This is a genomic window from Terriglobia bacterium (assembly GCA_020072815.1).
Lineage (GTDB): Bacteria > Acidobacteriota > Terriglobia > Terriglobales > Acidobacteriaceae > Angelobacter.
On record JAIQGE010000005.1, the window covers coordinates 212,447 to 238,723 of the forward strand.

The following is a 26,277-nucleotide window of genomic DNA, read 5'->3' on the forward strand; positions in this document are numbered from 1 at the left end:
GCCGCTCTGTCCGTCGGATTATAGCCGAGACAAAATGTTTATAATCGGTTCTAGAATCACATGCTTCAGCGAGGTTCGACGTGCCAAGAAAAACCGCACTCCTATTCGCGTTCTGCCTGTTCCTGGTCGTCGCAGCCTACCGCACGGTTCCTGCGGCTGCTCCGCAGTTTCGAGAGCGTGAACGCTCTCAGGCGGAGCAGGAGATGATTGACAAAAACGCCCGCGAAGCCAACAAGAAGCGCCAACAAGAGATCAAGAGTGACACCGACAAGCTCTTCCACCTGGCCACCGAGCTGAAGGAAGCCGTGGACAAAAGCAATGAGAACACGCTGTCACTCGACGTGGTGCGCAAAGCCGATGAGGTGGAGAAACTGGCCAAGCGCGTCAAAGAAAAAATGAAGGAAGCCGTTGGCCCTCCGGTGCGCGTGGAGCCAGTCCCCAGGACGTTTCCTACGCCGCCGCGCTAGGCGCGAATTTCGGGCGTCATTCGAAAAAAACTTTGAAACACAGAGGATCGGAGGACGCGGAGGAGAAATTCAATCGTAGGCCGTTCGTCCAATCGAAACTTTCCTTTAATTGAACCCCGACTTTACTACCTCCGTTTCCTCCTTTCCTCCTTGTTTCAGAGGTGTTCTTTCACTCGACGAAAAGACAGGCGGGCCGCAAAGCCCGCCTGGCAAGAGTCTCTGATGCGTGCCGGCTAATCTTTGAGTGCGCCAATCCGCATTCCGTAGAACGAACGCCACACAAAGAACACAGACACCAGGAAGAAAACCACGGCCAGGACGTTGGTGGTCATGGCGCCGCTTTCGCCGGTCAGCTTCACCGCCAGCGATACCGCAAGCAGTCCAAAAAGGGTGGTGAACTTGATGATCGGATTCATGGCCACCGATGAAGTGTCCTTGAAGGGATCGCCCACCGTATCGCCGACCACGGTGGCATCGTGCAGTGGCGTGCCCTTCTGCTTCAGCACCACTTCCACCACTTTCTTGGCGTTGTCCCATGCGCCGCCGGCGTTGGCCATGAAGATGGCCTGGTACAAGCCGAAGATGGCGATCGAGATCAGATAGCCGATGAAGAAATAGGGTTCAGCGAAGGCGAAGGCCAGCGTGGCGAAGAAGACCGTCAAGAAGATGTTGAACATACCCTTCTGCGCGTACTGGGTGCAGATTTCCACGACTTTCTTGGAGTCGGCAACGGAGGCCTTCTCCGCGCCTTCCAGCTTGATGTTGCGTTTGATGAACTCCACCGCGCGGTAAGCGCCGGTGGTCACCGCCTGGATGGAAGCGCCGGTGAACCAGTAGATGATGGCGCCGCCGGTAATCAGGCCGAGAACAAACGGAGCGTGCAAGAGCGAGAGATTCTCCGTGTGCTCTCTCAATCCGTTGGTCAGGTTCATCATGATGGAGAAAATCATGGTGGTGGCGCCCACCACGGCGGTGCCGATCAGCACCGGCTTGGCGGTCGCCTTGAAGGTGTTGCCGGCGCCGTCATTTTCTTCCAGCAGGTCTTTGGCGCGTTCAAACTTCACGTCAAAGCCAAAGTCCTTCTTGACCTCCGCCGCAATGTTGGGCACGTGCTCAATCAGCGAGAGCTCGTAGACGGATTGCGCGTTGTCGGTGACCGGGCCGTAGGAGTCCACGGCGATGGTCACCGGCCCCATCCCCAGGAACCCGAACGCGACCAGGCCGAAGGAGAACACGGCCGGAGCCAGCATGGCAGCGCCCAAGCCCATGGTGCTGAAGTAGAAAGCCACCGACATCAGGAGCACCATGCTCATGCCCAGCCAGTAGGAGGAGAAGTTGCCGGCCACCAGGCCGGAAAGAATGTTGAGGGATGCGCCGCCCTCTTCTGAAGACGTCACGATTTCCTTCACGTGGCTGGAACTCATCAAGGTGAAGACTTTGACCAGCTCGGGAATGATGGCCCCGGCCAGCGTGCCGCAGGAGATGATCGCGGCCAGCTTCCACCACAGCGAGGCGTCGCCGCCCAGCGTGGGGATCATCAACTTGGAAACGATGAAGGTCAGGATGATGGACACGATCGAGGTGATCCAAACCAGCGAAGTCAACGGCGCTTCAAAGTTCATGTCGTCGGAGGCGTGGTAGCGGGCCTTGGCAATGGCTTCATTGAGAAAGTACGAGCCCGCGCTGGAGACCAGCATCATGATGCGCATCACGAAAATCCAGACCAGCAATTGCACCTGTACGACGGGATCATGAACGGCGGCCAGAATAAAGGCGATCAGGGCCACGCCGGTCACGCCGTAGGTCTCAAAGCCGTCAGCGCTCGGTCCGACGGAGTCGCCGGCATTGTCACCGGTGCAGTCGGCGATCACGCCGGGGTTGCGGGCATCGTCTTCCTTGATCTTGAAGACGATCTTCATCAAGTCAGAGCCGATGTCGGCAATCTTGGTGAAGATGCCGCCGGCAATACGCAGCGCGGCCGCGCCCAGCGATTCGCCGATGGCAAAGCCGATGAAGCACGGGCCGGAATAGTCGCCCGGAATAAACAGCAGGATGCACAGCATGATCAGCAGTTCCACGCTGATCAGCAACATGCCGATGCTCATGCCGGCCTTCAGAGGAATGGCGTAAATCGCGTACGGCTTGCCCCGCAGGCTGGCGAACGCGGTACGCGAGTTGGCAAAGGTGTTGACCCGGATACCGAACCACGCCACGCCGTAACTTCCGGCGATGCCCACCAGGCTGAAGAACAGAATGATGATCACCTTTTTAGCGCCGTACTCGTGATGCAGGACGCCGAAGTACAGCACGATGACCACCGCGATGAACGCTTCCAGGATCAAAATGAACTTGCCTTGCGTGATCAGATAGGTTTTGCAAGTTTCATAGATCAGTTCGGAAATCTCCCGCATGGAGCGGTGCACCGGCAGGTTCTTGAGTTGCACGTAAATCACCAGGCCGAACAGCAGGCCGAGCGCGCAGAAGATCAGTCCGAGGGTCAGCAGTTTGGAACCGCTGATGCCGTTCAGAAACGAGACTTGGCTCAGGTCCGGCAGCTTCAGGTTGGCTTCGCCGCCTGCTTCTGAAGCCGGCGCCTGCTGCGGAGCGGCCGCGGGTGTGGCAGCTGCGGGTTGGGACGACGCCGTGGCCGCAGGTTGGGTCGGTGCCGCCGCAGGCTGTGCCTGTGCGGACGTGGAAAGGGGCAGCGCGATCGCCACCAATGAGAGCAAAGCCATCAGCGCGAGAATCCGGCGAGCGGAGATTACACGCTCCATCAGGCCCGTACAGAGCCAGCTGTGCATATGATTCCTCCAAAATAGAGTCAGAAGTTGGGGTTTTGAATTTACTAAAACGCCTAATCTGGCATTTCCGGAAACGCGCTTCCACATCAAGAACCGTGGTTTGAGGTTTGGCCGCGTCGGAGTCCACCGGCGCGCCGCAAGGCAGACAGACCTCCAGCCGCGTCCAGTGGAACCAGCTTTTATATCATTTGCGGAAACGCAGGTCAATTGCGCCATGAGCCCAGCTAAGAGTCCACCTAGGCTCCGCATCGCGTGCAATATCGACGCCTGCGTGCGCCGTTGTTCACGTGCAGCATGGGCCCGCCATGCTTATTTGAAAAGCTAATTTCGCCCCAATCGTTCTTTAATTTCCCGGAGCAATCTTTAAGTCAGACAGTACCAGGAGTAAGACAGTACCCGCGGCCGAGCCCAATTCCGGGTAGGAAACGCGCCTCCGCCGCAAGGAGTGAGTATGAAAGCGTCGCGAATCAGTTTCCTTGCCACGCTCCGCAGAACCGGCCTCCACATGGCCTTCGCCATGGGCCTTTTGATATTGACCGGGTGCGCCGCGCAAAAGCCGCTGCGCTTTGCCCCCAAGAGCGTCAGCAAAGTTTCCTACGACCCCAGAAACTGCACCGAACTGCCAGACGGCAAATTCAGGTGCAAAGATGTGGTTTTCACCGTCAGCGCAGTTCAGGTCCCACGCCCCTAGGCTGGGCACAGTTTTAAACATTGCACGCCGGCGTCCCGCAGGATTCACGAGAGAACCTGCTCGTGAGCGGACCGCGGCGTGCATGTTGTCTTGGGCCACTCGTTTTGTGCGCAAAAATGCGGCAGGCCCCGTGACCTGCCGCTGGAGAGAATGCCTGATCGCGCTATCGGCCGAGCGCACCCAAAGTCACAAACGGCTGGGCCAGGGCCGCCTGCAGGAACGTCCCGCCGACCGCCAGAAAAACCAGCGCGGCGATCACATAGACGGCAATGCGGCGTTGATCCACGGCCGGCCGCGGCGCCATCTTCCACAAGATCCAGGCGAACAAGGGAACAATCTGAATGGCGTGGATGGCGATGAAGTGGGCGATGCGCAAATCGCCGCCGATCGTGCTCCAGTTCACAAAGGGAAGTCCCGGGCCGCCGTCGGCCGCGCCTACGGTATGCGAGCCGCGCGCAAGCATGTATCCGCCCACTGCGTTGCCCACCAAAAAGATGGCGATGCTCAGCCGGATGGCGATGATCTGCGCGTGGTCCACCAGCTTGATGCGCTCACGCTTGCTGCAGAACAGCCACAACAGCCACATGGTAATCAAGGTGTTGATGCTCACCATGGCGGTGGTGCCCTGGCTGATCAGGGTGTCAGTGAAGTCGCCGGCGCCGGGCGCTGTGTTGCGCCAGGCCTGCGCGGCCAAGCAGAGCATTTCCGCGACCACGCTGGCGGCCATCACCTGACGGGCCAGCCGCCGCTGCCATGCAGGAATCCGCAAGGCCATCAGAAACAGGCTGGCCGTCCAGACAAAAGTCGCAAAGGAGATGGAAAACTTGATGGGCTTGATCCACGGGCTCACGCTCAACGAGTTCACGCTGAACGCCGCCTGCGTGCCCAGCAATCCGGCTGCGGCGAAAACCGGTACGGCCAGGACAAGCGCCCAGCCCAGGCGCGACAAAAGACGGTCTTTCAGGGCCAGGTTAGCAAAGAAGGCGCGCACTGCCGAAGGAGAAAGAATGTGTGCGGCCGTGCTCAAGAAGGCCGCGATCCAGGCAACGCCCAGTGGTCCCGCCCATGCCTTTTGGCGCTCCGGGGCCAGACTCGCCGTGAGGTCGCGCTCGGTAAGAGTTGTTTCTGAGGGCAAATTCACTGTTCACCCATCCTTTCCCTTGTGCAAAACGTCCAGCATTACAGCGGCGCACAAGGCACACTTCTCCTGCGCTCCGCAAAGCCTGCGGTGCGGGAAGGCACACCAACGCGCCAGCGCCAGAAGCGCTTGAGAGCACGGGGTATGTTGTGTTGTGAAAAGCGGCGACGGAGCTGAGGTGGCCCGAAAACGCTTGCGATGTCAGTCGTGCGTTCTTACAGGTCTTTCAACTGCCATGCACTTCTTTTCAATCAGCACACGTTGCCTGATTGCCGGAAGCAGAAGTTCTCGTTCTGGCGTCACGAGTCCCGGAAGGACCTCGCTGTGCCAGGGGGCCCGAAAGCCTCTACCAATACGAGAAAAAGAATGCACTACGGTAATTAGAGAGTGATTGGGAGAAGATTAGACTTTCAAAGAAATGTTTTTTCTATATCACCCATAGGCTCCGCTTATCAGTAACTATGGATTGTCTTATGGCAGCCATAGCCAGCAAGTCTTAAGCCATTATGCCCCAAGCAGGTCGTAGAGCGATACAAACCGAGCTAGTTAAGCTCAATGTCGCCGGAGCCGGTATGCAGGTCCAGCAAGACGCCGCCATTTCCTACTTTGCCCTGAATGTGTTTGCGCGAGAGCTGGCCTTGCATGGTGACCGGCCGCTTGATGTCCAGCGTGCCCGAAGTCGTCCTGGCGTCCAGGTTAAAGTTGGCCTGGGAAGGAACGTGCAATTTGATATTGCCCGAACCCGCGCCCAGCCGCCAGTCATGGGTGGGTTCGCCTTCGGCATGGATGTCACCGCTGCCGGTGTCGGCGCGCAGGCCGCCTTTCAAGCCGTACAGCTTGATGTTGCCTGAGCCCGCTGCCGCCCGCACGTCGCCCGCCGAGACCTGGTGCATTTCAATGTTGCCGCTACCGGAGTTGGCCACAATTTCCCCGGCCACGCCTTCCGCGCGAATGTTGCCGCTGCCGGTCTGGGCGGAAAGAGCTCCCTTGATGGAGTTGATCTTCAAGTCTCCGGAACCGGACTCAATGCGCGCGCTGCTGCCGACGTTGTCCACCGTGATGTTTCCGGAGCCGGTTTTTGCCGTGAGCGAAAGCTGCACACCGCTGATCCACTGATCGCCTGATCCGGTGCGCGAAGTCAGCTTGGTCTGGGCCGGCACGGTGAGTTCGTAATCAATGGAGACGTTGCGCGTCAGTTCGTGGTCCTCGATCCGCCCAATGTGGATGATGCTCCCCTGCTGCTCCACCGGAGGGTTCTGTTCAATCTTGCGGATCTTGTCTTCAATATTGCCGCCGCCGAAGAGCCAGGAACTGGAGTTGCTGCCGTGGAGTTTGGCCCTGACCTCCACCGTGCTGCCGTTGCCGGTTCGCACGGTGATGTTGCCCGATCCGGTGGTGACCTCCAGGGTCACTTCGCCGGAAACCTGCAGCGTGCGCTCAAAGTGGCCGGTCGCGGCCGCGTGGGCGGGAATGGCGCTCATCGCCAGACCCAGAAGCGCCAGGACCAAGTAAGGGGCAAAGCTGATTTTCGTCGTCTTCATATTCCCTCCGTGCAAGCCTGTTTTGAGATCTTACTGCAGGATCACCTGCGCTCCTTCTTTCAACCCGGAGAGCAGTTCTGTCTTGGAGCCGTTGGAGATGCCCACCGCGACGTCCACTTTTTTCCTGCCATCTTTCTTGGCTGGGTCCGGCACTTCCACGGACGCTTTGCGGTCTTTGTCATAGATGAGCGCGGCCTCCGGGACCATCAGCACGCCTTTGTGCTCTTCCAGAATGATCTCCGCGTTGGCCGTCATCTGCGATTTCAGTTCGCCCTTGGAGTTGTCAATGGAGACGCGCACTTCAAACGTGGTTACGTTGTCTTTTTCCACGCCCATGGGTGAGATCTTGGTGACTTTGCCGGAGAACGTGCGGTCTTTGTAGGACTCCACTTTGATCCGCGCCGGCTGGTTGAGAAATACCTTGCCGATGTCGCTCTCATCCACTTTGCCCTTCACGTAAACTTCGCGCGTGTCGCCCAGAGTCATCACCAGCGTGGCGGAAGAGCCCAGGACCAGAATCGAACTGACCGCGCTACCCACTTCCACGTCACGCGAGAGGACCACGCCGTCAATGGGCGAGACGATGGTGGAGTTTCGATACTCTTCTTCCTTCTCCGCCAACTGCGCCCGGGATTGCGCCACCTGCGCCTGCATCTGCCGCACCTTGGCCGCGGCGGAAATCACGTTGGCTTTGCCTAGATGCTGCTTGTTCACCGCCAGTTCGTAGTTCCTCTGAGCGTCATCCAGGGCGGAAGGGGAAACTACGCCGTCTTTAGCCATGGTCTGTGCGCGTTCGTAGGCACGCTTGAGCGTGGGAACGTCAGGGCCTTCCGCGTCCACCTTGGCGCGGTCCAGGTCGGCTTCAGCAGCGTGCGCGGCGGCTTCCGCGGCTTCCAGCGAGGCTTTGATTTGGTTTACCTGCGCCAGAATCTGCTGCTTATCAAGCTCCGCCAGCACCTGGCCTTTTTTGACCGGCTCGCCATACTCCACCAGGAGCTTTTCTACAATCCCGCTGGCCTTGGATTTGAGCTCAACCTTGGTGATGGGCTCAATCTTGCCGGTGGCCACTACGTTCTTGGCCAGGTCGCCCTTTTCCACTTTCGCCAGCTTGGATGCGTCAATCTTGGTGCCGCCGCGGCTGGCGGCGACGAAGATGAATGTGCCCAGAACAATGATGCCGATGCCACCGCAGATATAAAGACGACGCCTGCTCTTTTTCTTGCCATTGCCGTTTGCCACAGAAAAACCCCCTGATCGGTTGGCTCTCAGATAGTGAATACGCCGGGTAAAGGAGACTGGTTCCAGGAAAGGCCGACAAAATTGGCCTTAGAACACCCGTTAGACGTCCGGACAACCAAAAGGACAGCAGATGCTGAAGAAAACACTGGACTTCCGGGCGTCCAGGAGCACGGCCCGGCAGTGTATGATTTTACTTCTATGGTCACCCTGGTGCTGCTGAGGATCATACTGGTGGTCCTGCTGGTGGCAGCCAACGCCTTCTTTGTCGCGGCTGAGTTCGCCATGCTCAGCGTCCGCGATACCCGCATCCATCAACTGATTGAGATGCGCCGCCTGGGCGCCCGCGCTGTGCAGAAAATCCAGCAACATCTGGACGAGTTCCTCCCCGCCGTGCAGTTTGGCGTTACGCTGTGCAGTCTTGGACTGGGCTGGGCCGGCGAGGGCACCTTGGCCGCCATCATCCAACCCTGGCTGGGCGCCGTGCCTTACGCCAAGTATTACGCTCATGGCATCGCCGCGGCCCTGGCCTTTGCCGTCATCACCTACTTTCTGGTCATTCTGGGCGAACTGGTGCCCAAATCGCTGGCCCTGGAACGCGCCGAGCGTATGGCGCTGGCCGTAGCCGGTCCCATGGAAGTCTTCATCACCGCGGCGCGCCCCTTCCTGGTGCTGATGAACAAGTCCGCCAATCTGGTGCTGCGCGGATTTGGATCGCGGCTGCGTCGCGATGGCGGCGCCCACTCGGCCGACGAGCTCAAGCTGATCGTCACCGCCAGCCGGCGTTTGGGACTGCTGCCGGAAAGCGAAGAAGAGATGATCCACCACGCGCTGGATCTGGGCAGCCTGGCGGTGCGCGAAGTCATGGTGCCTCGCCACAATATTTTTTCCCTTCCCGCGGACATGCCCCTGGAAGAGGCCATGACCAAAGTGGTGGAAGAACAGCATTCCCGCGTGCCCGTGTTTGATCCGGAGAAAGGCACGGAAAACATTATTGGGCTGCTGTACTCCAAAGACCTTTCCCGCTTCATGCTTATGCGCCTGGCCGCCGGCTTGACCTTCAGCCAGAAGCCGTCAGGATTGAAAGTCCGCAACATCATGCGCGAAGTCCTGTTTGTTCCCGAAGCCAAGACGGTGGCCGACCTGCTGGAAGAATTTCAATCGCGCAAACGCCATCTGGCAATTGTGGTGGACGAGTTCGGCTCCACGACCGGCCTGGTCAGCGTGGAAGACGTGCTGGAACAACTGGTGGGCGAGCTGGAAGACGAATTCGACGTGGCCCAGCGTCCCGCGGTGTCTTTGGCGTCCGGGGCGGTGGTGCTGGAGGGCTCGTCGAAAATCCGCGACCTGGAAGTGCAATACGACATCGTTTTGCCGCGCGACCAGGGCTTTGAGACCCTGGCCGGCTTTGTCATGGCCCAGCTGGGCCGCATCCCCAAAGGCGGCGAGACCCTGGAGTTCGCCGGACGCCGTTTTACCATCTTGCAGATGGAAGGCCGCCGCATCGGACACGTGAAGATTGAGAGCGCGCACCAGTTGGAATCGGCAAGCTGATGCTCTTATTTTACATCCCGAGCGGAGCGAGGGATCCCTATGTTCTCGTGAACGCGGGGCAAGTATTTAAGTCGCAGCAACACATCCACCAACGGTGGAGGTACGAAAAGAGTTAGCCCAAGCGTTCCGCTACGTTTCCGATGTCGCGCGATGTCGGCGATCACGCGCGATCACGGCGATCTCTCACCCGGTTCTCCTGATTTCCTTAATGCCAACTTGAAGCCGCCGGCGCAGCAGCGCTCGCAGAGTTGCGCCGTCTGCGTATCCCACGCGAGCGGCAACTTCGTCCACGGTCGCGCTGCCCGTCTTCAAGAGATGCACCGCATGCTCCACCCGCAAGCTCTGGAAATAAGAGAGCGGCGACTTTCCCAGCACGCTCTGCATGTGGCGCGCGAGTGTTCGCTTGCTGGATCCAGTGGCTTTGGCCGCGTCATCCAGCGAAAACCCCTTGCTCAATCTGGCGCGGGCCCAAGCTTCGAAGCGTTGGACCAAGGGATCTGCGTGGACCAGGTGATCGGTCAGTGAATAAGCGGACTGCGACGGGCGGGAATCGACGATGAGATATTTCGCGGTGAGAGAAGCCAGCTGCGGACTCACTCCCCGAATCAGCCATAGAGCAAGATCCATATGGCTCAGCGCCGCCCCGGCAGTCACAAAGCGGTCTGATTTTACGATCATGTTCGATTCCTCCAGCAACACGTTCGGGTATCGCTTGCGAAACAGCGGCGCCAGCCACCAGGTTGTGGTCGCGCGCTGATGATCGAGCAGACCGGACTCCGCCATGACAAAGGTCCCGATGCATGCGGCCGTCATGGTTGCGCCGCGGCGGGACCACCGTTGCAGCGCAGCGCCGGCAGCCCGGATGTCCGGCCGGGCAAGCGCATTTTCCAAGGGACCGGGCATCTTGAATCCAATCGCGGGGACCACGACGCAGTCAGGCGTCCGCGCGTCAATGGCGCTAACGGGAACGCTGAGGCCTTGCGATGTTTTAATGGCCTTGCGCACCCCCACAATTTTCAGATCAAATCGTGGCACAGCAAGACCGGCGACCTCAATCAATTCGTTTGCGGTCTGGAATGCGTCGAGTACCGCCGAGAGGCCCAAATCAAAGACGCCATCGAGTACAAGCACGTTGATTCGCATGGCAATAATGATATCAAAGATGGCATTCTTGCCTCTAGCATAAAAACGCCCCGGTACGTAGTCTCGCACCAGGCCGACATTTCGGCTAAGGAGAATTGAAAATGATTAAGATTGGATTGTTTGTACGCCTTGAAGCGAAACCCGGAAAGGAAAAAGAGGTTGCCGCCTTCCTGAACCAAGGTCTTCAAATGGCAAATCAGGAAGCGACCACTCCGCTGTGGTTCGCGCTGCGCCTGGGCCCATCCACCTTCGGCGTATTCGATGCGTTTGCCGATGAATCAGGAAGGCAAGCCCACCTCAACGGGCCCATTGCCAAGGCACTCTTTGCCATCGCCCCGGAGCTGTTGGCCGTGCCGCCTTCCATCGAGAAGCATGAGATTCTGGGAGCCAAGCTTCCGCAGGAGGTGGCCGTCGGCTAAAAGTGTTGTTGCTGCCAGGGCGGCTCCAGGCCGCCCCGACAACACACAATCGGCCGCTGTACGACTGCACCGGTTCGTTGACGGGAGACTCATGCGATAACATGTTTCCCGGCCACCATGCTCCGCTACATCGCAACCCGGCTGCTGTACACCATCCCCGTGCTGTGGCTGGTGGTCTCCGTCGTGTTCCTGCTGATCCACTTGGTGCCCGGCGATCCCATCCAGCAGATGCTGGGCGAGGGCGCGTCCGCCGCGGACATGCAGGCCGCTCGCCATGCCTACGGGCTGGACGTCCCCGTGGGACAGCAATACCTCAATTACTGGAAGGGCGTGCTGCACGGCGACCTGGGACGCTCCCTGCGCTTTGACCAGCCGGTGGCGCGCATGGTGGCGCAACGCTATCCGCAGACGCTGCAGTTGACCGTGGCCGCGATGCTGGTTGCTCTGCTGATTTCCATTCCTGCCGGCGTGCGTTCGGCGCGGCGCCGCAACCGCTGGGACGACCGCGCGCTCAGCTTCGTCAGCCTGCTGGGCCTGTCCTTCCCCAATTTCGCGCTGGGGCCAATTTTGATTTTATTTTTCTCGATTCAACTGGGCTGGCTGCCGGTCTCCGGCTCCGGCACGCTGGCGCATCTCGTTCTTCCGGCGGTGACCATGGGCGCGTCGCTGGCGGCGATCCTCACGCGCATGGTCCGCACCGCGATGCTTGAAGAGCTGAGCCAGGATTACATCCGCACTGCACGCGCCAAGGGCCTTTCCGAGCGCGCCGTGGTCTACAAACACGCGCTGCGCAACGCGCTGGTGCCGGTGCTGACGGTGGTGGGCTTGCAGTTTGGGGCATTACTCGCAGGAGCAATCGTTACCGAAACCATCTTCTCCTGGCCCGGCATCGGACGGCTGACCATCACGGCCATCGGCAACCGCGATTACTACCTGGTGCAAGGCTGCATCCTGATGATCGGCCTGACTTACCTGGCGGTGAACTTCATGACCGATTTCTTTTATTCGTTGGCGAACCCGAGGATCAGGCAGTAGCTTTTTCTTTATCCCGAGCGTTCTTGCTTGAGGGCCACTGGCCCGAAACCCTGAGCGTAGCCGAAGGGGAGGGATCCCTATATGCATAAATGATGCGTCATCCCGAGTAGCGACGAGGGACCTTGCGATTGAGGCTCCAAATTGACCTGACTTCAACACAAGGTCCCTCACCCCTATTCGGGCGCTGACGACGGCGCGCCCTCATCCACGGGGTTCGGGATGACGGCGTGGTCTTAAGCAATCAGGATAACTTCGGCGGTAAGCGAGCCACTCACAATCTCCATCCTCCCCACACTCACCTCCAGCTTGAACCTTCGCGGCCCCGCGCTGCCCGGATTGAAATACAGCACGCTGTCTTTGACTTCCTGCTTGGGCTGGTGGGAGTGGCCGCTGATCACCGCAGCGAAGCCGGCGGCTTTCGGATTCAGGTCGAGCGAGTTGACGTCATGCAGGATGTAGATCACCACTCCGCCCAGTTCGACGACTTCCGTCTCGGCAAAGCGCCGCGCCCAGGGTTGCGTATCCACGTTGCCGCGGATGGCCGTGACCGGCGCAATTTTCTCTAGCGCAGGAACAATTGCCGGATCGCCGATGTCGCCTGCGTGAATGATGTGCTCCGATCCGCGCAGAAGCTCCACGGCTTCCGGCCGCAGGAGCCCGTGCGTGTCAGAGATAACGCCGATGAGCATGAGGAGAACTTGTGAGTTTCAAGTGTGCCGCCTAAAGGGGCTCTGCTTTCGTTGAGAACGCTTACCCAGGCCTGACGGCCTGGGCTACCATTATGTCGCGCCTGAAGGCGCTCGCAGCGCCGCAAAAGATGCACTTTGCTCGCTACAGACAACCCACCAGATAGGTTTCCTCCGTGTCTCCGTGCCTCCGTGGTGAGATTTAGGCCAATTGCCAATGACTAATTGCCAATTGCTGCTACAGCCCCGCTTCAATCCTCGATCTTGGGTCCATGTAGTCGCGCAGGGCGTCGCCGATGAAGTTAAACGACAGCACAGCCAGCATCACGGCGGCGGCAGGGAAGAGCACCAGGTGCGGCGCGTCGAACAGGTGCGCGCGGCCGTCATTCAACATGGAGCCCCAACTTGCCGTGGGTGGGGGAACGCCCAGGCCGAGAAAACTCATCGTCGCTTCCGCCAGCACCGCGCCGGCCATGCCGATGGCCGCCTGCACAATCACCGGCTGGATCACGTTGGGCAGGATATGGCGGGTGACGATGCGCCAGTCGCTGGCGCCCAGCGCCCGCGCGGCTTCCACGAACTCGCGTTCTTTCATCGCCAGCACTTGGCCGCGGACCAGGCGCGCGTAGCCCACCCATCCGCCGATACACAAAGCCAGAATCAGGTTGAAGATGCCCGGCCCCAGGAACGCTACAAAGGCGATGGCCAAAAGAATTCCTGGAAAAGAGAGAAAGGCATTCATCAGCACGACGTTGAAAAACTTGTCGGCAAATCCGCCGTAGTATCCGGCGATGGAACCGATGATCAGCCCCAGCAGGAGCGATCCTGCCACCACGCTGCTGCCGACGAGCATGGAGATGCGCGCGCCGTAGATTACGCGGGAGAAGATGTCGCGGCCCAGTTCGTCGGTGCCGAACCAGTGCGCCGCGTTCGGTGGTTGCAGACGCGACGGCAGATCAATGTTGCTGGGGTCCTGCGGGGCGATCCACGGACCAAAGATCGCCAGCACCACAAACAGCGCCACCAGCACCATGCCGGCTCCGGCCAGCTTGTTGTGCCGTCCGAGCGAGGTTGCGGTGGTCCAGGTGGATGTGGCGGCCATGGAAAACCAGTTAACCACAAAGGACACAAAGGTTCACAAAGAAATAGGCGAACCAGAGACCTTCGTGCTCCTTCGTGTCCTTTGTGGTTTGAGTTCTTATTTCGCGACGGCTTGTCGCACGACTCTCTTCAGCGTCTTCACGAACACTTCATTCTGTTCCGGCGTACCTACGGTGACGCGGATGCCGTTGCGGATGCCCCATGGCACCAGTGAACGCACGATCACGCCTTCGGCCTGCATGCGTTTGGCGAAGGCGTTGGCGTCCTCATCAATTTCAAAATAGATGAAGTTGGCGCTGGTGGGGACGGCGCGCAGCCCCAGTTCGGCAAAGTACGGCATGAGCCATGCGGCGCCCTCGGCGTTGTTTTCCACCGTCTTGCGGATGTGGGCTTCATCGCGAATGGCGGCCAGCCCGGCGGCCTCGGCCACCACGGAAACAGAAAACGAACTGCGCACGCGTGCGAAGTATTGCAGCAGTTCCGGATTGCCGCAACCGTATCCCAAGCGAAGCCCGGCCAGTCCGTGGGCTTTGGAGAACGTTCGCAAAACTAGAACGTTGGCGCGCCCGGCGCGGACGTAATCCAGCGATCGCGTGTAGGTGATGCCGCGCTGTGCGGCGAAGTAGCTGGCAAAGTCGTAATACGCTTCGTCCATGACGACCAGCACGTGGTCGGGCATGCGGCGCAGGAAGTTTTCCGTGGCGTCCGCGTCAAACATCGTCCCTGTGGGATTGTTGGGGTTGGCCAGGATGACCACGCGCGTCTGGTCGTTGATGGCCGCGGCGATGGCATCCAGATCGTAAGCGTCATGGCGCAAGGGAGTGGTGATCAGCTCAGCGCCGGCGGCGCGGGTCACAATCGGGTAGCTGATGAATGACCGCTCGCTGGTAATGCAGTTCAGCCCCGGCGCCAGCAGCGTGCGCGCCAGAATGTCCAGCAGGCCGAGCGAGCCATCAGCCAGGAATATCTGCTCCTGCGCCAGTTGATGGCGGCGCGCCAGCTCCATGCGCAAGTCCGTTGCGTCATTATCAGGATAGAGGTTGACCAGCGGCGCGGCTTCGCGGATGGCGGCAATCGCCAGCGGCGAAGGTCCAAAAGGATTTTCATTGGAGGCCAGCTTGATCATGGCCACGCCCGACTCGCGCTGCGCCTGGCGAAGCGCTTTGCCCGGCACGTAACCGGTGAGGGAACGTATGTGAGGCGAGACGAGATCGAGAACTGTCTTCTTCATTCCATGAGAAGTGTTACAGAGTTTTGTATCACGAATGCTACGGGCTTAGCTATCCCAGGTGGAAGTTAGCGCGACTTTCGCGGATGTTTGCCTGCGTGGCCAGGCCCGGAACTGGGGCCCGGGCCGGCGCCGGGACGACGCCCGGCATTCTGGCGAGGCCCAGCATTCTGTCGAGGGCCCGCACCCTGGCGCGGTCCGGCGCCCTGCCGCGGACCGGTGCCTTGCCGCGGACCGCTGCTTTGCCGAGGTCCCGTACCCTGTCGCGGCCCACTGCCTGGCCGCGGCCCACTGCCTTGGCGAGAGCCTGGGCGTTGATGAGGTCCTTGACGAGTTCCAAAGGCCGGACGAGATCCCGCGTTTTGCCGAGGTCCGATGTTTGGGCGAAGTCCCGTGCTTTGCTGAGGTCCTTTGCTTGGGCGAAGTCCAGCGCCTTGCCGAACGTCCGCGCTTTGCCGAGGCCCAGTGCTCGGACCAGGGCCGATGCCTTGACGAGGCCCGGTGCTCGGACGAACGCCCGTGCCTTGATGCGTTCCAATGCTCGGACGCGCGCCAGTGTCTTGGCGACGTCCAGCGCTCTGACGTGGCCCAGTGCTTTGCCGACGGCCAGTGCTCTTGCGCTGCCCGCTGCCCGGAGGCAGCCAGCGCTGCTTCCGTTCCAGGCGCTGCGGTTCTTTGGGTAACTGCTTTTCGCCGGGCCGGCGCAGCGTGGCGATCTCGCGCAGCGTGAGTTCGCGATACGCGCCGGGCTCCACGTCCAAGGTGAGCGCGCCGTAGCGTATGCGTTTGATCTTTTCCACGTGGTGGCCAATTTCTTCAAACATCCGGCGAATCTGGCGGTTTTTGCCTTCAATCAGCGTGACTTCATACCACGGGTTGTTGCCTTCCCGGGTCAGTTGCACATGGGCCGGCGCGGTGCGCTCCGCGTGCATGGAGCGGTAGCCGGGCTTAGGGCTCAGCTTGAGGCCGCGCCGCAGTTTTTCAACGTCGTCCGCTTTGGGCTGGCCGGAGACCTTGACCAGATAGGTTTTCGCCACGTGCGACGCGGCGCTCATGAGATGGTTCGCCAGCGCTCCGTCATTGGTCATCAGCAGCAGGCCTTCGCTCAGGTAGTCCAGCCGGCCGACGGGATATATGCGCGCTCCCGCTTGCTTCACCAGGTCCATCACCGTGGGGCGGCCCTCAGGATCAGAGACGGTGGTCACGTAGCCCTTGGGTTTGTTCAGCAGAAGATAGACATGGCGTTCCGCGCCGTGGAGCAATTTGCCGTCAACTTTGATGTGGTCGGTTGCCAGGTCAGCCTTGCTGCCGAGCGCAGTGACCACCTGCCCGTTCACGGTGACGCGTCCCTGGGTGATCAACTCTTCGGCGTGGCGGCGCGAGGCGATCCCCGCCGCGGCAATGATTTTCTGCAATCGCTCAGCGGGCACTCAGCCTCCGGTACTTTCTGATGCCACCTCGCCGGCGACTTGTTCATCGGTCTCGGTGTGGCGTGGGTCGGAAGAAACCGTGGGTTCGGTCACGTTCTGCGGGACCTCGGCCCGGTCCTCCGCCATTTGTTCCACGCCGGAGTCAGGCATGCCGGTAGCGTCGGCGATGGCTGCATCGCGCGCGAACATTTCGTCCTGCAGCTCTCCGGCAGCCAGCTTTTCAAACTCTTCCAGGCTGGGCAACTCGCTCAGGTCTTTGAGGCCAAAGCGCAAAAGAAAATCCTTGCTGGTTTTGTACAGCATGGGGCGGCCGACCACGGCCTTGCGGCCGGCGGTGGTGATCAGCTTGCGCTCCAGCAGCGTGCCGATGACGCCGCTGGCGTCCACGCCGCGAATGTCGCCGATCTCCGGCACCGTCACCGGCTGCTTGTAGGCGATCACCGCCAGGGTCTCCAGCGCCTGCAATGACAAGCGGATCGGCGGCTTCAAGCTCTTGGAAAACGCCCGCACCACATCATGATGCTCCGGCTTGGTGGACATGCGATATCCGCCGGCTACCTCGCGCACTTCAATCCCGCGGTCTTCTGCCTGGTAGCTGGCGATCAACTCTTCCAGGTACGGCTTGAGCAGGGCGCGCAGCTCGGCTTTCTCAGTTCTTTCTTTTTTGTCTTTGCCCGGCTTGCTTTGACCCGGCTTAGTTTGGCTCGGCTGGTCTTTTCCTGCGGAGTGCTCTTCGAAAGTAGCCGCAGCATCTTCCTCTTCGACGGCGCCCAGATGGTCGTCCGCCTGTGCAGGATGAGGCTCCATGGGCGAATACTCCGGCGCGGGCGCGGTCTTCAGCGCCAGCAGGTCGTCGCGCAACAGGGCGACCATCTGGTCCAGCGTGATGGGCTCTTCCGCTGCGTAGATCAGTGCTTCGAGTTGGGCTTTGATGGACATGGGAAATCAGCACTTAGTAATTAGCAATTGGCAATTAGCTTGTGCGCCTTTGGCCACCACTATCCTCTGTTCTCTTTGAAATGGCCTGGCTAATTGCCAGTTGCTAATTGCTATTTGCTATTTGCCCTACCTCCAATCATCTCTCACCGCGACGCCTTCTCCCATGATGGTGTCAAACAGGGGATGCTTTTTCAGCAGGATGTCGCCGAACGTCCGCTCCTGCCGCAGCAGCACCGCCTGTAGCCGCACCAGTTCCAGCAGCGCCAGAAACGATGAGATGAGCGCATTTCGCGACGAGATGTGCTGCAGCAGTCGCTTCAAGCGGATGGGCCGATCTTCCATCAGCAGGCGGCGGCGAAAGTATTCGATCATCTGGCCAACGGTGACGGTATCTTCGTCCACGCTCAGGACCGGGCGGTTGCGGGCGCGTTCCAGAATCTCCTGGAACGTGCGCACCAAGTCCACCACGTCGGCCGCGAGTTCCGGTTCGGTGCCTTCCGCGTCGCGGAATTCCTTGAGCGACGGGTTGCTCACCACGGCGTCTTCAATTTGCTGCTTCTGCATCAGCATCTGCGCGGCATTCTTGAACTTCTCATGCTCCAGCAGCCGGGACACCAGTTCGTCGCGCGGGTCTTCCAGTTGGCCTTCCGCCAGTTCGGGGTCGCGCGGCAGCAGCATCTTGCTCTTGATGTGAATCAGCAGCGACGCCATGTAGATGAACTCAGCGGCCACGTCCACGTCCAGGTGCTTCAGGTTCTCCACGTATCCCAGGTACTGGGCCGTGATCTTGGCGATGGGGATATCGTAGATATCAATGTCCTGCTTGCGGATCAGGTCCAGCAACAGGTCCAGCGGCCCATCGTAAATCTGGCCCACGGTGACGGCGAAAGGGAACTCGCTGGTCTGGGGACGGGCGGATTGGGTAGATTCTGCCATTTGGTAATTGGGTAATTTCGTAATTTGGTAATTGCCGGAACACGACAATCGCGTAGGTTCCTCGGGATTTCGGCGAAACAAATTACCCGATTACCAAATTACTCAATTACAAAATCTGGTTACTCAATTCTAAATGCTTTCCGCGCCCAGACGAACGTCCGGCCTGTGGATTACGTGGCTTTTTTCTGCTTGCACTGCGGCGGCTATTGCAGCGAACTCAAGTCCCCTTCGTACTGTTGAATGGCGACGTCGCCCTGGCTGGTGGATAGCAGCACGCCGCCGGCGGACTTCGTCAGCTCGATGACCACTTTGCCGTCGTCGCGGGGGAATTGCTTCCAATGTTCCTGCACAAGTTTGGGAGGCAGGATATAGTCGTGCAGATAGCGGTCAGCGTCCTGGGCCAGCAAGGCCAGCACGTTCAGCGAGCGGTCTTCCACCTCGAACGTCCACCTGCCGTCGCTTTCACCTGCGGTGTGTACGCCGACTTTGCGGCCTTTGGTGGTGATGAAGGTTTTGGGTTTGTCTTTTCTCAAAGGGTGGAGTTTTGAGACTCTTGCCAGCCATTCGGCTGTACGAAGTTCCCAGCGTTCGTCATGGGTCTGTGCCGCGTGGATGGATTCCGGCACGCGAATCCGCTCCTTGGACTCTGCTTTAGGAATGTGTTGCTCCAGCGACCCCAGGCTGAACAGCCCAACCGCGTCACGCACTGCGCGCATGGTTTCTTCGGCTGCGTTGTAGGCTTGCTGGTCGCCTTCCGCGACAATCTTGCGCAACAGATCAGGCTGCGCCGCAAACTGCTTGCGCCGCTCGCGAATGGGCTTCAAGTGCGCCTCCGTGCTTTCCACCGCCAGGGCTTTGCATTCCACGCACTTGATGGTTGCCTGGGTGCAGCCGCGGGTGATGAAGGCCAAGCGGTCGGCGTCGCTGAAGATCTGGTGCAGATTGCCCACGGGGCAGCGGTCAGGGCTGCCTTTGTCGGTGAGCTTGGGCCGGTCGGTGACGCTGTTTTTGATCTTTTCGGCCAGCTGCTCGGGTTCTTCGCTCAGCAAGATGGAATTGCCGTAAGACTTGGACATCTTGCGGCCGTCCATGCCCAGCAGCTTCGGTGTTTTGGTGAGCAGGACTTGCGGTTCTTTGATCAAAGGCGCGGTATTGGCCGCGCGGATCAAAGGCGCGGCATGCGCTGCGCGGGCGACAGAAGAGGCATCTTCTGCGTGGCCGCGAGAAAAAACATGGTTGAAGCGCCGGGCCACCTCGCGCGTGAGTTCCACATGCGCAACCTGGTCTTCGCCCACGGGGACAAAGTCCGCCTGATAGATCAAGATGTCGGCGGCCTGGAGCAGCGGGTATCCGAGAAAGCCGTAGGTGCTCAGGTCTTTGTTGGGCAGGTTCTGTTGCTGGTCCTTGAAGCTGGGGACGCGCTCTAGCCAGCCCAGCGGCGTGACCATGGAGAAGAGCACGTGCAACTCCGCATGCTGCTTGATGTGCGACTGGACAAACATGGTGCACTGTTGGGGGTCGAGTCCCGCGCCCAGCCAGTCCAGTATCACTTCCAGCGTGTGGTCGGCGACGCGCGAGGTGTCGTCATAGTCGGTGGTCAGCGCGTGCCAGTCAGCGACAAAGAAGAAACACTTGTGCGTGTGTTGCAGCTTCACCCAATTCTGCAGCGCGCCCACGTAGTTGCCCAGATGGAGCTTGCCGGTGGGGCGCATGCCGCTCAGCACGCGGGGACGGGGGTCGGTGGGTTCGGTGGACATGGAAATTGAAGTCTGAGGATAGCAGCTGGCACCTGGCATCTGGCAACTAGCCAAAAGCCAAAAGCCAAAAGCCAAAAGCCAAAAGCCAAAAGCCAAAAGCTAGCTGCTAGGTGCCACTTGCTTGAGTTTTGATGTTACCACGCGTCGCTCACTTGGATTCCTTGCCCGCCCCCGCCGGCTGCGGAGCAATCGACTTCACCTTGACCGGCTTGGCGGGGATGCCCACCGCGATGGTAAACGGCTCAATGTCCTTGGTGGCCACGCCCATGGAGCCCAGCAGGCCGTGCTCATGCACGTGGACGCCGCTCATCACCGTGGCGTGGTAGGTGATGCGCGCCTTGGGGCCGATCTCCGTCTTGCGGTTGGTCACGATCATGCCGTCATTCAAATCATGGTCATGGGAATAGACGTTGGCGTAGTCGGAGATGGAGGAACCCTGGCGAATCACGATTTCGCCGCGGTCGTCCAGTAGCGTGTATTTGTGGATCACGCAATTATCTTCCACCGTGAGGTTGTAGCCGTAAGAAAACTCCACGCGATGGAATATCTTCACGTTGTTGCCGATGTGCTTGAAGATGTGCTTGGCCAGCATGGCACGCACGCGGAACCCCAGCCAGTGGTTCAGGCCCAGGGGCGACTGGTCAAACATCATCCAGAACCAGATCAGCGGCTTGCGCTCAGCGTACTTGGCGGCGTCCACGTCACCGTAGTATTCCGGTTCCAGCGTGGCGTTGCGGGGATCAAAGTTATGCACCAGCGCCTGCTCGGCCAGCGGCGCGTCAGGGCCGGGCGCGGCGTACGGCCGCCCCAGATAGATTTCATGCAGGGTGTTGCGCACGACGGTACAGCGATGCTCGATGTCACGGTTGGTGAACTGCTCATCGAGCTTCTGGATCCAGTCCAGAAACGCCTTCTCCGCTGCGGGCAGCGGTTGCAGGTTGCGGTACTCGAAACGCGGCATGGTGGAGCCCCTTGCTGTTGGGTTAAGCACTGAAAGTAATGATATAACGGCGCGCGGAACGGCGGTATTTTCGCCCCGATCCGCTGCGTGAGAATTGGATTCCGGCTGGCCGCGAAGGGAGGCAATTTTTGTGTAGAAACCGGCTGGCGTGAACGCCTATGTCAGAATAGCGCCATGCCAACCACGCTACCTCGGCCGGTTCCAGATTTTCTTTATGGCACCGCCTGGAAAGAAGACCGCACCGCCGGACTGGTCGAGATGGCGCTGCGCGCGGGGTTTCGCGGTATAGACACCGCCAACCAGCGCCGGCATTACTTTGAACAAGGAGTCGGCGAAGGCTTGGCTGCTGCCTACCGCGCCGGCGTAGTCACGCGCGCGGATATTTTTTTGCAGACCAAGTTCACTTACCAGCCTGGGCAGGACCACCGGTTGCCCTACGATCCTGCGGCGCCGTTCGCCGTACAGGTGGCGCAGTCCATGGCCAGTTCGCTTGGACATTTGGGGACCGACTACGTGGACAGCTTGGTGCTTCACGGCCCTCTGTCCGGCCAGGGATGGACGGAGGCCGATGTGGAAGTCTGGGAGGCCATGAAGGAAGAGCGCGACGCCGGGCGCGCGCGCCTGCTGGGCGTAAGCAACGTGTCCCTGCGGCATCTGCAGCAGATGGCGGACGCGCACCACGAAGCGCCGGCCTTTGTGCAGAACCGCTGTTACGCGCGTTTCGGCTGGGAACGCAAAGTCCGCGAATTCTGCCGCCATCGCAACATCACTTACCAGGGCTTTTCCTTGCTTACGGCCAATGCCGAAGTGCTGGGCCATCCTCTGGTTACGAGCCTGGCGGCGCGAGCCAACGCAACCCCGGCGCAAATTGTCTTTGCCTTCGCGCGTGCCGTGGGGATGCTGCCGCTTACTGGGACCACCAACGCGGAGCACATGAAGCAAGACCTGGCCAGCAAGGCCGTGCCGCTTTCGCCGGACGATGTGAAGCAGATTGAATCTCTTGCCGGATGATGGTGTTTAAGGGAGGCCATGAAGGCCTCCCCTTGAGTTAAGTAGCCGCAGCTGAACAAGGCAACAGGCTGCCGCTCAGCAACGGGCCGGATATTAACCGTTGGCCACGGCGTTGAGGTCGGTTTGCAATTGAGCCAGGTTGTAGCCGGGAGCAAACTTCGGGTCTTTGGCTTCCGGCGGAAGAATGGCATAGGCTTCGTCAACGCATTCATCCCACCAATCCCAGGTGGCCAGCTGGGTGTTGCCCCAGGTCAGGACGGTAAGGTTGTTTTGATCGTAGCCCACGGCGAAGACCGCGTGGCCGTCATTGGTCAACGGGCCGGGCGTCCACGGTTGGTGGGCGTTGAATTCCTCAACGCAGTTCTCCTGGACCTGGAACCCGACGTAGACACCGCCGAAGAGCTTGATGGCCTGCTGAACGCTGGTGTGGTCCTTAGTTTTGATGCTGGCGTAGGCCAGGATCTCATCGCCTGAGACCTTGTTCTGCCGCCAATAGTTCAGCACGTCAAGCTCGTTCAGGCCGGTATCCGGGCCGCCCGTCAGGTGCTGGTAGAGTTTGACCACAGCCGCCCTGGACATGATGGAGTGCTTGCCGAGCAGGCCGTGGTAAATGGTCATGGCGTGGGCCAGGGCCGCGATGGTGCAGTCTCCCAGCGTGTCATTGGCATCCATGGGGAACAGCTTGGCGGGGTCAGTGGTCTTCAGGTTCTGGTAGATGCCGGTTAGCACGTTATACGAAGCCGGTGGGGGCGGAAGTGCAGGCGTTAGATAGGTCTTGAAGCGCAACGTACGATAGTCGCTCTTCGGTGGGTGCTTGCCAAACCGAAAGCTGGGCATTTGCAGGTATTCCTCACTTTCTACAAGTAATAAACGAAAGAACCCGCCAAAATCCTAATGCCTTCGGAGTTCGTTGAAGAATATTTTCTTTCAGAGGCGACGGCCGGATTGATCGCGCCGACGGGGTTTGGCGACCGTTAGCCTGCGGACCGCGGGCCAATTCCTGTAAACGGCAGCAGCCTTGCAGGCCACCAGGACTAAGGTTGCCTTAGGGCAGGGCAAGCGAAATTGCCGGTAATCCCCTAATTCATCTGTGGGTTACCTCAGTACTCTTGAGGCAATGGCCCTTTGCCGATATAACTCCACCAATGCTCCGGGAATAAGGAAAAAGGTCAGTTTTTAGTGCCTAGAAAGTTTTAGTGCCTAGAAAGAAAGTGTATGACTAGCTTTGCATGCAAGAGGGCAAAGTTTGCCTTCCTTCCCGGTCTCTTCCTGTTGCTCGCCATTGGGATGTTCGGCCAGGACGAAGGGTCAAACCCTGCCCTAAACCCAAATCCAAGCCAAGATCAGGCGCTTGAACAGCCGCACGGCTTCAAGGCCGTGCCCGTGCTGACCGGCTCCGGCGCATACTTCACGCGCGTCACCGCCGGACAGGTACAGGACGCACCCAGCTTGAGTCCACTGCTGCTGATACCCATCGGCGAGAATTTTCTCATTGAAGCTAAGGGCGCCCTGTCCGATACCTACGCGAAGAACGCGCTGGGCGATTTCAATGGCACAGTTACCTACGGCGTGGCCTACGCGCAGATGCACTACATCACCAAGTACGTCACCATGACGGCGGGACGCTTCACCACGCCCTTTGGAATTTACGGTGAGCGGCTCGCGCCCAACTGGATCAGGGCCCTGCAGGGAACGCCGGTGATTTCCCCGGTGACCAGCGGCGCCAGTCTGGGCGGCATGTTGCGCGGCGGCATCCCTGTCGGCACGGACAAGGTCAATTTCAACTACGCTTTTTATTTTTCCAGTAACAACACCAACCACATCCTGGCAACGGACCGGTCGTCGGGCGGGCGCATCGGGTTTTTCCTGCCGAACCAAAGGTTGGAATTTGGAGCATCGTTCCAGCAGGTCCTGCAGGCTGACCGGCCGCACTCGGCGGGCGTGCATTTTATCTGGCAGCCGAGCCGGGTCCCTCTGAGCCTGCGCTCGGAGTACGTGCGGCAGTCAGGGACCAAGGGCAGCGGCTACTGGATTGAATCGGTGTACCGCCTCAGCCAGATTCCCAACATGAAGCGGGTCGAGTTGGTGGCCCGGGGACAGCAATTCTTCGCCGCCGCAAACCTTCCCGCGGCGACTATCAAGAAGCTGGGCGCGCTCGGCCTGGACACCAAGGTCGCCGACTTTGGCATGAACTACTACTTCAGTTCTGACGTGCGAGCTTCCGCCAGTTATGGCCGGCAGTTCATCCTGGGCAAAAATGCCAATCTCTGGACCATCGGCATGACGTATCGCTTTGTCACGCCGATGTGGCCCGGCGGAGGTGCCATGTGAAGTGGACATCAGCGGTTTCAGCAGCATTCATGACCATGGCGCTGTTTCTGGCTCTGTCGGGCGCGGCCCGGACGGAAGACAGCAAGAGCAAAGATACGACGGCGCCGGTAGCCTCGGCGCCGGCGGCGCACAACAATGATGCCATGCGGCTGGAAGGCGAAAAGCGCTATCGCGCCAACTGCGCGCGCTGCCACGCCGCGCCGCCCAAGTTTCCGCCACGCATGATGGCCACCATCGTCCGCCACATGCGCGTGCGCGCCAACATTACAGATCAAGACCGGCGACTGATCCTCGCCTACATGACGAAATAGCCATGAAAGACATGAAGAAAAACAGAACTCGGTTCTCCTCGCTCGCCCTGGCCGGCGTAGTAACACTTGGATCTCTAACGATTCCGTTTGCGGCCCTGGCCCAGCCCCGCGTGATTGACGTACTGGCGGACAAAGACAGCCACTTCAAAGTGGGCGGCCAGAGCAAAGCGCAGCTCACCGTCAAGGCGGGCGAACAGATCGTCCTGCGCATTGACGCCCGCAAGGGACGCACCTGGAACCGTGACGGAGTGGTGCACGGCTTTACCATGCTGCGCATGAAAGACCGCGCCCGCGTTCCCGGCTGGGACTTTGAACTGACGGCCGGCATGCACGAGTATTCCCTGACCGCGCCGGCAGAAGCGGGCGAGTACGAAGTTTTGTGCACGGTGATCTGCAGCGGCGACCACGAAGGCATGCGCATGAAAGTGCTGGTGGTTCCTCAAGAGGTTTCCGCGGTGAACGACGCGCTGCCGCCCTCGGCCCGCGGAGCATGTTGCCGGCGACGCTAACAAGAGAGAGCGGTTGCGGCGGGCGGCGACTCCATCACCGTGAGCGGCGCCATCTCTGACAGCCAGTGTGCTTTTAACGTCCATTCTGACAGCCGCTCCCATGACTGGATGATCAAAAAAGGCGTGTAAGGCGCCGGCGATGACAAGAGCTGCACTCTCCGCTGCGTGAAGGAAATGGGCGGGAAATACGTGCTGGTGGCCAAGAAGGATGTCTACCGGCTTGACGACCAGACCCTGCCCGAAAAATTTGCCGGCGCCAAAGCAAAAGTCACTGGCATCCTGGATGCCAAGACCCACACCATCCATATCCAGAAAATCGAAGAAGACAAGTAGAGGCACACGCGCGAAGTCCAAGCCAGCTCTTAAGTTCTGAACTTATCTCTGCGTGACCGTCAATTTGTGGTAGCCCACCGTCGCGGCGTCAATCCTGTCCGGCAATTGAAATTGCGAGTCCAGTCCCAGATCGGGATGCTTGGACGTGATGTACCTGTCGGCAAAAAATTGCAGGGCCATGCGCGGGACTTCCACGCCGTCCAGGGTGACGGTGCGGACGTGGGTTTTGCCCTGGCCGCCGCTGCCTGCAGCGTCTGACTCCACCACAACATTGTGCGTGCCGCTGAACATCGCCAGCAGCGGGTTCGATGACCGCTGGCCTTCACGGACCTTGTCAAAATCAACTTTCAGGAAAGCCGTGACCAGGCCGGAGCGTCCCTGGAAGGTGACCTTCTCAATGCCTTTGGGCAATTCCACGTAGTCGGACGCCAGATAGTCGTTGATTTCTTCTTCGGTCATGATGGTGGGGGTTTGCAGTGGGTGGGGCTTGGCGCCGTTTTCCTGTATGCGGTCGAGCTTGCTCTGCAGGCTCTCCGCCAGGCGATGCGCAGAGCCGGTTGCCGTGGAGACGCGCCGGGTTCCTTCCGGTTGAGGGTTGGCGGCCGATGGTACCGCAAAGAATGCCTCACGACGGCTGATCAGAAATGCAATGCTGATCAGCAACAGAACGTTGAGCATGCGGCGGATGGTTTTCATTTTTCTTGTCGTGGTAGCGCTGA

25 protein-coding genes are annotated in these 26,277 nt (G+C 59.8%); 10 read left to right on the forward strand and 15 right to left on the reverse strand.

The genetic code is table 11. From position 1 onward, the window contains the following. Positions 1 to 80 precede the first annotated feature (80 nt). A complete protein-coding gene (locus LAO20_08325) occupies positions 81 to 467 on the forward strand; it encodes a hypothetical protein (GenBank protein ID MBZ5531423.1) in 387 nt (128 codons plus the stop codon). A gap of 233 nt (positions 468 to 700) precedes the next feature. Here the strand turns inward: LAO20_08325 and LAO20_08330 are convergent, their stop codons facing one another. Further along, positions 701 to 3,202 (reverse strand): sodium-translocating pyrophosphatase, encoded by a 2,502-nt coding sequence (locus LAO20_08330; GenBank protein ID MBZ5531424.1) that lies wholly within the window; start codon positions 3,200 to 3,202, stop codon positions 701 to 703. Between the two features lie 517 nt (positions 3,203 to 3,719). Between LAO20_08330 and LAO20_08335 the strand changes: the two genes are divergently transcribed. After that, the gene (locus tag LAO20_08335) at positions 3,720 to 3,959 is read left to right on the forward strand and encodes a hypothetical protein (GenBank protein ID MBZ5531425.1); all 240 of its coding nucleotides are present in this window, start codon (positions 3,720 to 3,722) and stop codon (positions 3,957 to 3,959) included. 163 nt (positions 3,960 to 4,122) lie between these two features. On the opposite strand, the gene LAO20_08340 is transcribed toward LAO20_08335, so the two are convergent. The 3 genes from LAO20_08340 to LAO20_08350 all read right to left on the reverse strand — a co-directional run bounded on the left by LAO20_08340 (position 4,123) and on the right by LAO20_08350 (position 7,877). Then, positions 4,123 to 5,100, reverse strand: coding sequence for a hypothetical protein (locus LAO20_08340; protein MBZ5531426.1), 978 nt, complete (start codon positions 5,098 to 5,100; stop codon positions 4,123 to 4,125). Between the two features lie 539 nt (positions 5,101 to 5,639). Beyond that, the gene (locus LAO20_08345; GenBank protein MBZ5531427.1) at positions 5,640 to 6,638 is read right to left on the reverse strand and encodes a DUF4097 domain-containing protein; all 999 of its coding nucleotides are present in this window, start codon (positions 6,636 to 6,638) and stop codon (positions 5,640 to 5,642) included. Positions 6,639 to 6,668: 30 nt separating this feature from the next. Next, the gene (locus LAO20_08350) at positions 6,669 to 7,877 is read right to left on the reverse strand and encodes an efflux RND transporter periplasmic adaptor subunit (GenBank protein MBZ5531428.1); all 1,209 of its coding nucleotides are present in this window, start codon (positions 7,875 to 7,877) and stop codon (positions 6,669 to 6,671) included. 198 nt (positions 7,878 to 8,075) lie between these two features. Here LAO20_08350 and LAO20_08355 point away from each other — a divergent pair, with 198 nt between their 5' ends. Beyond that, the gene (locus LAO20_08355) at positions 8,076 to 9,428 is read left to right on the forward strand and encodes a hemolysin family protein (protein MBZ5531429.1); all 1,353 of its coding nucleotides are present in this window, start codon (positions 8,076 to 8,078) and stop codon (positions 9,426 to 9,428) included. A 183-nt stretch (positions 9,429 to 9,611) separates the two neighbouring features. Here the strand turns inward: LAO20_08355 and LAO20_08360 are convergent, their stop codons facing one another. Beyond that, positions 9,612 to 10,571, reverse strand: a complete 960-nt coding sequence (locus LAO20_08360) for a helix-turn-helix domain-containing protein (GenBank protein MBZ5531430.1) — start codon at positions 10,569 to 10,571, stop codon at positions 9,612 to 9,614. 101 nt (positions 10,572 to 10,672) lie between these two features. Between LAO20_08360 and LAO20_08365 the strand changes: the two genes are divergently transcribed. Together LAO20_08365 and LAO20_08370 are read left to right on the forward strand one after the other, a co-directional pair. Then, entirely contained in the window at positions 10,673 to 10,990 is a 318-nt protein-coding gene (locus LAO20_08365) for an antibiotic biosynthesis monooxygenase (protein ID MBZ5531431.1), read from the forward strand. Positions 10,991 to 11,107: 117 nt separating this feature from the next. After that, positions 11,108 to 12,025 (forward strand): ABC transporter permease, encoded by a 918-nt coding sequence (locus LAO20_08370; protein MBZ5531432.1) that lies wholly within the window; start codon positions 11,108 to 11,110, stop codon positions 12,023 to 12,025. A gap of 233 nt (positions 12,026 to 12,258) precedes the next feature. Here the strand turns inward: LAO20_08370 and LAO20_08375 are convergent, their stop codons facing one another. The 8 genes from LAO20_08375 to LAO20_08410 form a co-directional block, all read right to left on the reverse strand. Next, the gene (locus LAO20_08375) at positions 12,259 to 12,714 is read right to left on the reverse strand and encodes a metallophosphatase family protein (GenBank protein ID MBZ5531433.1); all 456 of its coding nucleotides are present in this window, start codon (positions 12,712 to 12,714) and stop codon (positions 12,259 to 12,261) included. Positions 12,715 to 12,949: 235 nt separating this feature from the next. Then, positions 12,950 to 13,813 (reverse strand): ABC transporter permease, encoded by an 864-nt coding sequence (locus LAO20_08380; protein ID MBZ5531434.1) that lies wholly within the window; start codon positions 13,811 to 13,813, stop codon positions 12,950 to 12,952. A 96-nt stretch (positions 13,814 to 13,909) separates the two neighbouring features. Continuing rightward, complete coding sequence (gene hisC / locus LAO20_08385) at positions 13,910 to 15,043, reverse strand: histidinol-phosphate transaminase (protein ID MBZ5531435.1); 1,134 nt, start codon at positions 15,041 to 15,043, stop codon at positions 13,910 to 13,912. A 65-nt stretch (positions 15,044 to 15,108) separates the two neighbouring features. Then, on the reverse strand, positions 15,109 to 16,470 hold the full coding sequence (locus LAO20_08390) for a pseudouridine synthase (GenBank protein ID MBZ5531436.1): 1,362 nt from the start codon (positions 16,468 to 16,470) through the stop codon (positions 15,109 to 15,111). Next, positions 16,471 to 17,409 carry an SMC-Scp complex subunit ScpB gene (scpB, locus tag LAO20_08395; GenBank protein MBZ5531437.1) on the reverse strand — a complete coding sequence of 313 codons (939 nt, stop codon included), beginning with the start codon at positions 17,407 to 17,409 and terminating at the stop codon, positions 16,471 to 16,473. It abuts the gene before it with no gap. Positions 17,410 to 17,535: 126 nt separating this feature from the next. Further along, positions 17,536 to 18,345: a segregation/condensation protein A gene (locus tag LAO20_08400; protein MBZ5531438.1), complete on the reverse strand. Its 810-nt coding sequence runs from the start codon at positions 18,343 to 18,345 to the stop codon at positions 17,536 to 17,538. A gap of 203 nt (positions 18,346 to 18,548) precedes the next feature. Further along, positions 18,549 to 20,102 carry a tryptophan--tRNA ligase gene (trpS, locus tag LAO20_08405; GenBank protein MBZ5531439.1) on the reverse strand — a complete coding sequence of 518 codons (1,554 nt, stop codon included), beginning with the start codon at positions 20,100 to 20,102 and terminating at the stop codon, positions 18,549 to 18,551. A gap of 148 nt (positions 20,103 to 20,250) precedes the next feature. Continuing rightward, on the reverse strand, positions 20,251 to 21,063 hold the full coding sequence (locus LAO20_08410; protein MBZ5531440.1) for an acyltransferase: 813 nt from the start codon (positions 21,061 to 21,063) through the stop codon (positions 20,251 to 20,253). 174 nt (positions 21,064 to 21,237) lie between these two features. On the opposite strand from LAO20_08410, the gene LAO20_08415 reads away from it, so the two are divergent. Further along, complete coding sequence (locus LAO20_08415; protein MBZ5531441.1) at positions 21,238 to 22,074, forward strand: aldo/keto reductase; 837 nt, start codon at positions 21,238 to 21,240, stop codon at positions 22,072 to 22,074. Positions 22,075 to 22,167: 93 nt separating this feature from the next. Here the strand turns inward: LAO20_08415 and LAO20_08420 are convergent, their stop codons facing one another. After that, the gene (locus tag LAO20_08420; protein ID MBZ5531442.1) at positions 22,168 to 22,911 is read right to left on the reverse strand and encodes a hypothetical protein; all 744 of its coding nucleotides are present in this window, start codon (positions 22,909 to 22,911) and stop codon (positions 22,168 to 22,170) included. 378 nt (positions 22,912 to 23,289) lie between these two features. Here LAO20_08420 and LAO20_08425 point away from each other — a divergent pair, with 378 nt between their 5' ends. The 4 genes from LAO20_08425 (at position 23,290) to LAO20_08440 (ending at position 25,558) form a co-directional block, all read left to right on the forward strand. Then, positions 23,290 to 24,405, forward strand: a complete 1,116-nt coding sequence (locus LAO20_08425; GenBank protein ID MBZ5531443.1) for a hypothetical protein — start codon at positions 23,290 to 23,292, stop codon at positions 24,403 to 24,405. Continuing rightward, complete coding sequence (locus tag LAO20_08430; protein MBZ5531444.1) at positions 24,402 to 24,716, forward strand: cytochrome c; 315 nt, start codon at positions 24,402 to 24,404, stop codon at positions 24,714 to 24,716. The genes LAO20_08425 and LAO20_08430 overlap by 4 nt, the downstream gene beginning before the upstream one ends. 11 nt (positions 24,717 to 24,727) lie before the next feature. Beyond that, on the forward strand, positions 24,728 to 25,225 hold the full coding sequence (locus LAO20_08435) for a hypothetical protein (GenBank protein MBZ5531445.1): 498 nt from the start codon (positions 24,728 to 24,730) through the stop codon (positions 25,223 to 25,225). Positions 25,226 to 25,390: 165 nt separating this feature from the next. Beyond that, a complete protein-coding gene (locus LAO20_08440) occupies positions 25,391 to 25,558 on the forward strand; it encodes a hypothetical protein (GenBank protein MBZ5531446.1) in 168 nt (55 codons plus the stop codon). A 42-nt stretch (positions 25,559 to 25,600) separates the two neighbouring features. Here LAO20_08440 and LAO20_08445 read toward each other — a convergent pair whose 3' ends face one another. Further along, positions 25,601 to 26,254, reverse strand: coding sequence for a hypothetical protein (locus tag LAO20_08445; protein ID MBZ5531447.1), 654 nt, complete (start codon positions 26,252 to 26,254; stop codon positions 25,601 to 25,603). Positions 26,255 to 26,277 lie beyond the last annotated feature (23 nt).